Origin of the sequence: Providencia sp. PROV032 (assembly GCF_028484875.1) — a bacterium.
Taxonomy (GTDB): Bacteria; Pseudomonadota; Gammaproteobacteria; order Enterobacterales; family Enterobacteriaceae; genus Providencia; species Providencia rettgeri_E.
Window position 1 is genome coordinate 1 of sequence record NZ_JAMPSX010000077.1, and the last position, 1,255, is coordinate 1,255.

At 45.3% G+C, this 1,255-nt stretch carries 1 protein-coding gene; it reads right to left on the reverse strand.

Annotated features, from left to right (window positions below; genetic code table 11):
• Positions 1–8 precede the first annotated feature (8 nt).
• Positions 9–1,183 (reverse strand): IS3 family transposase gene (locus PSF42_RS20700; RefSeq protein WP_272672228.1). Its coding sequence is split into 2 segments (ribosomal slippage): positions 9–937 and positions 937–1,183, totalling 1,176 coding nucleotides; the frame shifts between segments, so codons are not numbered across the junction.
• Positions 1,184–1,255 lie beyond the last annotated feature (72 nt).

The following is a 1,255-nucleotide window of genomic DNA, read 5'->3' on the forward strand; positions in this document are numbered from 1 at the left end:
TGAAGTGGTCAACTAATATTGGCCACTCTATTAGACTGTTTGTAAAACAGTCGCTCAGATTCATTTGGGGTCAATCCCCCGTTATACCAGTGGGGTCTGATGCCACTGTAATAGCCTGTGATATAACCGATAATTCTACACTCTGCTTCTTTCAAGCTTTCATAACCGATTGAAGGCATCCATTCATGTTTTAAACTTCTAAAAAATCGCTCCATTGGACTATTGTCCCAACAGTTACCTCGTCGGCTCAGACTTTGAGTGATTTGATAACGCCATAATCGGTGACGATACTCAAGGCTAGTATAATGGCTCCCTTGGTCACTATGAAACATCAGCCCTTTTGGGTGCCCCCGCATTTCCCAAGCCATTTGCAAGGCTTTTAATGTCAACCCTGTGTCGGGGGACGTTGATAGAGCCCAACCAACGGGTTTCCGGGCAAAAAGGTCTAACACGACAGCCAGATAAGCCCACCGTTTTCCTGTCCAAATATACGTCACATCGCCGCACCATACTTGATTGGGCGCTGTGACAGCAAATTGGCGGTCGAGTAAATTTGGGATGTCGATATGTTCTTTACTTCCGCGTTTATACCGATGCTTCACCTGTTGGCAACTTGTAATACCAAGTTCTTTCATTAAATTACCTACAAGATAACGGCTCATTTTCACACCATATTGAGTCGCCACTATCGTGGCAATAGTCCTTGCGCCAGCAGAGCCGCCACTTAAATTCCAGGCATCTTTGACTAAGCTTCGTTTAATCGCTCGTACGCCGTCAGGTAAGGCATTTTTCATTCGATGATGCCAGTGACGATAGCTGCTGCGATGACGTTCAAAAAGTTGGCAAAGTGTTGTGACGGGGTAATGCGCTCTGAGTTTGTCGATTATCGCGAATCCTTCAGTGAGTCCGACATTAAGAGCGCCGTAGCCTTTTTTAGGATTTCGTTTTCCATTTCAAGGCGTTGTATCTTTTTTTTCATCTCACGAAGTTCAATCTGTTCTGGCGTAAGCGGGAGCCCTGTTGGTGTTTTGCCTTGTCGTTCTAATCTCAGTTTTTTAACCCAGCGATTAAGTGCGGCAAGGCTAACGTCCATAGCCTGAGCGGCTTTCGCCACGGAGTAATGATGGTCAACGACCATTTTAGCAGCTTCGAGTTTAAACTCTGCTGAATATTGCTTAACCATGTGCTCACCTGTGATGTTATTGAGGTAAGAATATCACCTCTAGTCAGGTGGCCAAATTAACTATGCCACTTC